The organism is Psychrobacter sp., from assembly GCF_030457785.1.
Taxonomy (GTDB): domain Bacteria; phylum Pseudomonadota; class Gammaproteobacteria; order Pseudomonadales; family Moraxellaceae; genus Psychrobacter.
This window is the reverse complement of sequence record NZ_JAKDUI010000176.1, coordinates 1-5,661: the sequence shown is the minus strand read 5'-3', so window position 1 is coordinate 5,661 and position 5,661 is coordinate 1. Positions and strand designations below refer to the sequence as shown.

The 5,661-nt window shown below is 42.0% G+C and carries 8 protein-coding genes; 6 read left to right on the top strand and 2 right to left on the bottom strand.

The genetic code is table 11. The features are described from left to right. Window positions 1-78: 78 nt before the first annotated feature. From L0J61_RS08695 to L0J61_RS08680, 4 genes are all read left to right on the top strand, one after another. Complete coding sequence (locus L0J61_RS08695) at window positions 79-579, top strand: peroxiredoxin (RefSeq protein WP_301466052.1); 501 nt, start codon at window positions 79-81, stop codon at window positions 577-579. A 38-nt stretch (window positions 580-617) separates the two neighbouring features. Continuing rightward, window positions 618-992 carry an FAD-dependent oxidoreductase gene (locus tag L0J61_RS08690; protein ID WP_301466051.1) on the top strand — a complete coding sequence of 125 codons (375 nt, stop codon included), beginning with the start codon at window positions 618-620 and terminating at the stop codon, window positions 990-992. Continuing rightward, window positions 971-2,104, top strand: coding sequence for a dihydrolipoyl dehydrogenase (locus L0J61_RS08685; protein WP_301466050.1), 1,134 nt, complete (start codon window positions 971-973; stop codon window positions 2,102-2,104). Before L0J61_RS08690 ends, L0J61_RS08685 begins: the two co-directional genes overlap by 22 nt. Window positions 2,105-2,245: 141 nt before the next feature. After that, the gene (locus tag L0J61_RS08680; protein WP_301466049.1) at window positions 2,246-3,442 is read left to right on the top strand and encodes a mechanosensitive ion channel family protein; all 1,197 of its coding nucleotides are present in this window, start codon (window positions 2,246-2,248) and stop codon (window positions 3,440-3,442) included. A gap of 45 nt (window positions 3,443-3,487) precedes the next feature. On the opposite strand, the gene L0J61_RS08675 is transcribed toward L0J61_RS08680, so the two are convergent. Continuing rightward, the gene (locus L0J61_RS08675) at window positions 3,488-4,471 is read right to left on the bottom strand and encodes a hypothetical protein (protein ID WP_301466048.1); all 984 of its coding nucleotides are present in this window, start codon (window positions 4,469-4,471) and stop codon (window positions 3,488-3,490) included. 261 nt (window positions 4,472-4,732) lie between these two features. Here L0J61_RS08675 and L0J61_RS08670 point away from each other — a divergent pair, with 261 nt between their 5' ends. Both L0J61_RS08670 and L0J61_RS08665 read left to right on the top strand, forming a co-directional pair. Further along, window positions 4,733-4,855: a hypothetical protein gene (locus tag L0J61_RS08670; protein ID WP_301466047.1), complete on the top strand. Its 123-nt coding sequence runs from the start codon at window positions 4,733-4,735 to the stop codon at window positions 4,853-4,855. A gap of 63 nt (window positions 4,856-4,918) precedes the next feature. After that, entirely contained in the window at window positions 4,919-5,122 is a 204-nt protein-coding gene (locus L0J61_RS08665) for a hypothetical protein (protein ID WP_301466046.1), read from the top strand. 67 nt (window positions 5,123-5,189) lie between these two features. On the opposite strand, the gene L0J61_RS08660 is transcribed toward L0J61_RS08665, so the two are convergent. After that, the gene (locus L0J61_RS08660) at window positions 5,190-5,444 is read right to left on the bottom strand and encodes a response regulator transcription factor (RefSeq protein ID WP_301466045.1); all 255 of its coding nucleotides are present in this window, start codon (window positions 5,442-5,444) and stop codon (window positions 5,190-5,192) included. Between the last annotated feature and the right edge of the window lie 217 nt (window positions 5,445-5,661).

The window sequence follows — 5,661 nt, the reverse complement described above, 5'->3', positions numbered from 1 at the left end:
TGTAAATCTCCCTATAATAAGCATATATAAATATAATCAGTTTAAGCCACCTAACTAAAAACGAGTAAGGATTTTACAATGGCAAAACCAACCACAGAAAATATTAGCCTCCCTGATTTTCCAGTCACCATCGTCCGTGAGCTAGATGGCAACTTTATTCACGATGAAGTTAACCTAAAAGAAATGGTCGCTAATACTGATAAAGGACTCATTCTTTATTTTTACCCAAAAGACAACACACCAGGATGCACCATACAAGCGACTGAATTTACCGCTCAGATCACTGATTTTGATGATTTGGGTTATGACATTGTCGGTGTCTCACGTGACAGCGTTGAATCTCACGAAAAGTTCATCAGCAAAAAAGACTTACAAATTCCACTGATTAGTGATACCGACGAAAAGCTTTGCCAGTATTTTGAGGTCATCAAAGAAAAAAATATGTATGGCAAGATCACCTTGGGACTGGTACGTTCCACATTTGTGTTCGACAAAAATGGCAAACTGACCCATGCGCAACGTAACTTACGCGCCAAAGGCTACACTGAACGACTGATTAACACCTTAACACCTGTCTAACACCCATAATACTGACCCACTTGTCATGTGAGAATAATATGAATAAACAGCCTGCAACAGACCTTGATAATGCCGCATCAGAAGCCACTCGCACAGTATCTGTTGCGGTTATTGGCGCAGGCACTGCTGGTCAAAATGCATTTCGCCAAGCCAGCAAGACCCACGATGACATCGTTATTATCAACGATGGATTTTGGACAACCACCTGTGTCCAAGTTGGTTGCATGCCGAGCAAGTTATTGATCGCCGCAGCAGATCGTGCGCATGAAGCCAATCATTCTGCTGACTTTGGTATTTATGCCACTGCTCAAATAGATGGCAAAAAAGTGATGCAGCGTGTTCATGACGAGCGCAGTCGTTTTGCCAGCTATATCAAAGAACAAGTCGATGGATGGCCAGAAGGAAAAAAATAGATGGTCGGGCTCATATCAATGAAAAAGGACTGATTGAGGTCAATGACGAGCTTATAAAAGCGGACAAAATAATTGTCGCCACTGGCAGTTCGACGTTTATCCCTGATGGTTGGGCTGACAAGCTTGGCAACACTTTGAAGACCTCCGATACCATATTTGAGCTCACAGACCTGCCCAACTCTATGGCAGTCGTTGGTGCTGGTGCTATAGGCTTAGAGCTTGCACAGGCATTCACCCGCTTAGGCGTCGAAGTCACATTATTCAATCGCATCAAACGGGTGGCTGGACTCAAAGATGACGCCATCAATAGCAAAGCCATCGACTGCTTAACTCAAGAGCTGACCATGCATCTGGGCAGTGAAATCAACGATCTTGGTATACTAGAAGGCACGGACAGCACAGCGTTTATCGATTATGAGCTTGATTCAGGTCAGTCTGATCAATGGCAAGGTGATTGTGTACTGGTTGCAACAGGGCGACGTAACTCGATCCAGCAACTAGGTATCGAAAACCTTGGTGTAGAGTTAGATGAAAAGAACCGTCCAACAGACCTGAATAAAAAAACAGGTCAGATTGGCGACTCAAATGTTTATATCGTTGGTGACGCCAACGCTCATATTCCGCTGTTGCATGTGGCGAGCGACGAGGGCCACAGTGCGGGAAATATGATCGGTGATAATAAAGAAAACGCTTATATTCGTCCCCCTGCGATTCCTTTTTCTATTGTGTTTTGTTCACCGCAGATTATGAACGTTGGCAGATCTTTACCCGAAATCCAGCAAGATCCAGACCTAGAATACGTCATCGGCAGCGTTAGCTTTGATAATCAGGGCCGCAGTCGCGTGATGGGTGTTAACTGTGGTCTACTACATATCTATGGCTGCAAAAAAACCGATAAGATCCTAGGTGCTAGTATGGTGGGACCAGATGCTGAATATATCGGTCATATTTTAGCAACAGCCATCACCAATGACTTAGATATTAGAAGCATGCTGGACACGCCCTTTTACCATCCTACGATATTAGAAGGTCTACGAACTGCACTCCGTGACGTCCAGCATAAAATGGAGATATCATACCAGTGCCAAGACACGCAAGAAGACAACTGCTGATACGCAGAGCTTCCACATCCTTCAAAATAGCTATACTTGGCGTCAATTATCGCGTAACTTGTGTTTGATTACGTCCGAGACCTAGTGTAACTTGTCTTTAGACACCCTGTTTAAAGACAAGTTAACTGTAATTAATTCTGTATGGACCAAACAATGCCAATCGCTAGCATTATTGTTTTCTTTAACGAGATCATCCGTGATCTCCATACTAGCCTTTACTTGGCACTTGGCGGGTCCGCAGATGAAGAATCGATTGACTGGTCTTCTCAAGCGGTAGAACTGGTAAGCACTGGTATCAAAATCCTATTACTGCTGTTGGTACTGGGGCTTTTATATTGGTTGGCCATATATCTGATCAAAAAAAGTAGCGCAAAAATTCGCTTGAACGATAGGCGTATTAAGATTCTTCGCTCGGTGCTTCGCTACATATGGATTGTAGCAAGCTTGATTGCCATCATGAGCCAGATCAACTTCGAACCAGAAACGATCAAAGCAACTGCCAAAGCCAGTACTTGGGCTGGCATTTACTATGTGCTGTGGACCTCGTCAGGGCAAATCATCCATCGAATACTACAGCACTACGGCCTCAACGCCTCTATAGAACAACTCCTAAAAAATGTATTGTCCGTGCTGTTATTGGTGCTCGGACTTGCCAGTGTCATGGCGCAATTTGGCTTTGATATCGTATCATTGGTGGCAGGTCTGGGTATTGCTGGTTTGGCAGTTGGTTTTGCCGCCCAGTCAACGCTGGCAAACTTTATCGCTGGCATCACTATTTTACTTGAACAATCCTTTCAGGTTGGTGATTGGGTACATATCAATGAAAACGAAGGTCGCGTTGTGGTCATCGCTCTGCGTACCACACATGTTTTAACTAGGGACAACATCACGGTTATCATTCCAAACTCTAAGGTTGCTTCTTCTGAAGTGACCAATATAACCTCAAAAAACTTCATACGCTTTGACATTCATGTACGTATTGCTTTTGAGGATGATATCCCAACCGCTCGCCAAGAGATCTTGCAAGTGCTTTCTGATACCGATGTGGTACTCAGCCGTCCCGAAAGCTCCGCTACCGTCGATGAAATTGGTGAATACGGCGTATTTTTTATTGTGCGTTTCTGGGTCAAACCAGCGTCTGTTGCCCGTATGCCAGTCATCAAAGAAGGCATCACTGAAAATATCAAACTTGCCTTTGATGCTGCAGGCATCTCAACACCCTACCCTCATATGCGCTTACTCATGCCAAAAGATGTCGACTATCCTATTGCCACAAAACCTTTTGCAACGACGACGCAGAGGGTACCTAGTGAGGTGGCTTTGACTAAAGAGAAGTAGTTAAAAAGGCTAACGCTGCTAAAAACGTTCAGTGAGGACAATCCGTTAACGTTTACTCAAGCTTATAAAGTTTTGTACACATTCTATCGACCTCTCATGACACTGTTCTAAATATCTAAAGTCCTTTAAATCTCTATAATAAATATAGTTATTAATAACCACGCGTGAGTTGTCCTTATCTAAAAAATGACCATGACTGTCAACCTCTCCTTTAAGGAACGGATAAACTAAAGAGACATAATCCTTAAATAAGGTGTTGCCAAGATTATGATCTGGCAACTGATCGAAAGGCCCATCATAAAAATTATTAAGCGCCGAGTTACGACTGGCTACACCGACCAAAACCTTGCGCGGTTGCGATCGAGTATTGTCCTGAAAGTATACAAACCCTGTTCTTGTGCCAACACTAATATGGGGCGATAATTCATAATAACGCTCATAGCTTTGAGCTTCATCCAACAAATAATAGAACTGTCTAAGCTGATGATTAAAGACCAAGGCAAAGATGACACCTGACTCATCTTGCATATTACCCAAAAATGCTTCATCAGCTATAGTTTTATAGTCACTAACAGGAATATTTAGGGTGATGATTTTTTTGCTACCTTGAAAACTCATTTGATACTTGCGCGAACCAAGCGGCATCAGTATTAATCCATCCGCACTTGAATACATCTTATGGTAAATCTTGAAACCCTCTCCACCTCTTAATTCAGAATCATAGTAATACGCAAACGATACCTGTCCCTTATCTACCAATCGATGACTAAAGCGCAAATTACCTCGTATTAAGTTGCCTTGGTGATAAAACCAAAAATAGTAGTAACCTTCTGTCGGATACACAATAATGTCATCTGGAATATTGTCGAGTACAGTTTTGAGTACCGCATCGACATCCGTATTATCGAGCTTATCACGACTCGTCAGACTCTCTATCATATGCTGATTATTATGAATAGTCCCTGATGCTAGCGTGGGCAACGTTAGCGCTATGCCATATACCAAAACTTTTATAATGCTATTTCGCATAGTACAGTCCTATAAACATGGTGCAGCCCTACAAATAAGTAACCTAAATGCTAAATGCTAAATGCTAAAATACAATTACATCGACCAATAAAATCAAGTCTAACTTATACTCTCAAGCAATGTACCTGTAGATACCTACAGGTACATTTGTTATGGATTATTGTTATGCTAAAAACTCAGGTGCAAAGTAGTCAGTAAATCTATGATTCGTTATTGGCTATAAGAAGAGATACTGCAGTATCAACAACTAAGGATGATGTTATGACCATATTAAAGAACATATTGCTTAGCCTAGCTGTTATACCAGTGACCATATCTACGTCTTTCGCACAGAGCGGAGATGATATGAAGAGTCAGACAGCGATGCAAGCTCAGACAATCTAACCAATAGCCGTACAAGAGAATAGAGTGGTCAGGCAGCGAGATGCAAAAGCCATAAGTAGTGGAATGAATAAACAACTACAACATGATGAATTTCTTTCTGAATGCTATCGCCGTCATGGTAATCCACCTACCGTTACCAATATTGATGGAAGCACTCGTAGGATAGCTTGTGAGGCTCGTGAAGAAAGAGAGGATGTTGATGGTGTTGTACAACCACCAATATCTCCAGGATCTTACCAGTCAGATACTGATTATGCTAGAGAATAAAATAAAAGCGACAAGACCATACTGCTCTATAAGAAAGCTCGTTCGTAACTTTAGTTTCTTTAGAGTGTTATTCAATATCCAATAACCCATGACTCAGTGCTTTTATAATAGCTTCAGTGCGATTGGATACTTCCAATTTTGCAAAGCAATTACTCATATGAAAACAGACGGTACGTTGGGTAATATCGAGTTTATAGGCAATCTCTTTATTGCGATCTCCTTTAGCCACACGTACCAAAACTTCTAGTTCACGGCGTGTTAAGTGTGGCGTATAACACATTACGGGTGGTGGTATAAGTTCTTTTGATGTTGACGATGGCATAAGCTGACATTCCGTACTAACGTGCTTTATCGCTGCCAATAAGCCATCAAAAGCTATGTCCTTTAGTACATATCCTGACAATCCTCCTGTCAATAATTGCTGCGCTTTATCTTCATCCTCCAATATTGTTAAAGCGACTAATTGAGTTGTGGTACTGCTTTTTTCGGTGGTGTGTCAGAAAGTATGCTGGAGTAATAAAAGAAGGGTGACAGCCGAA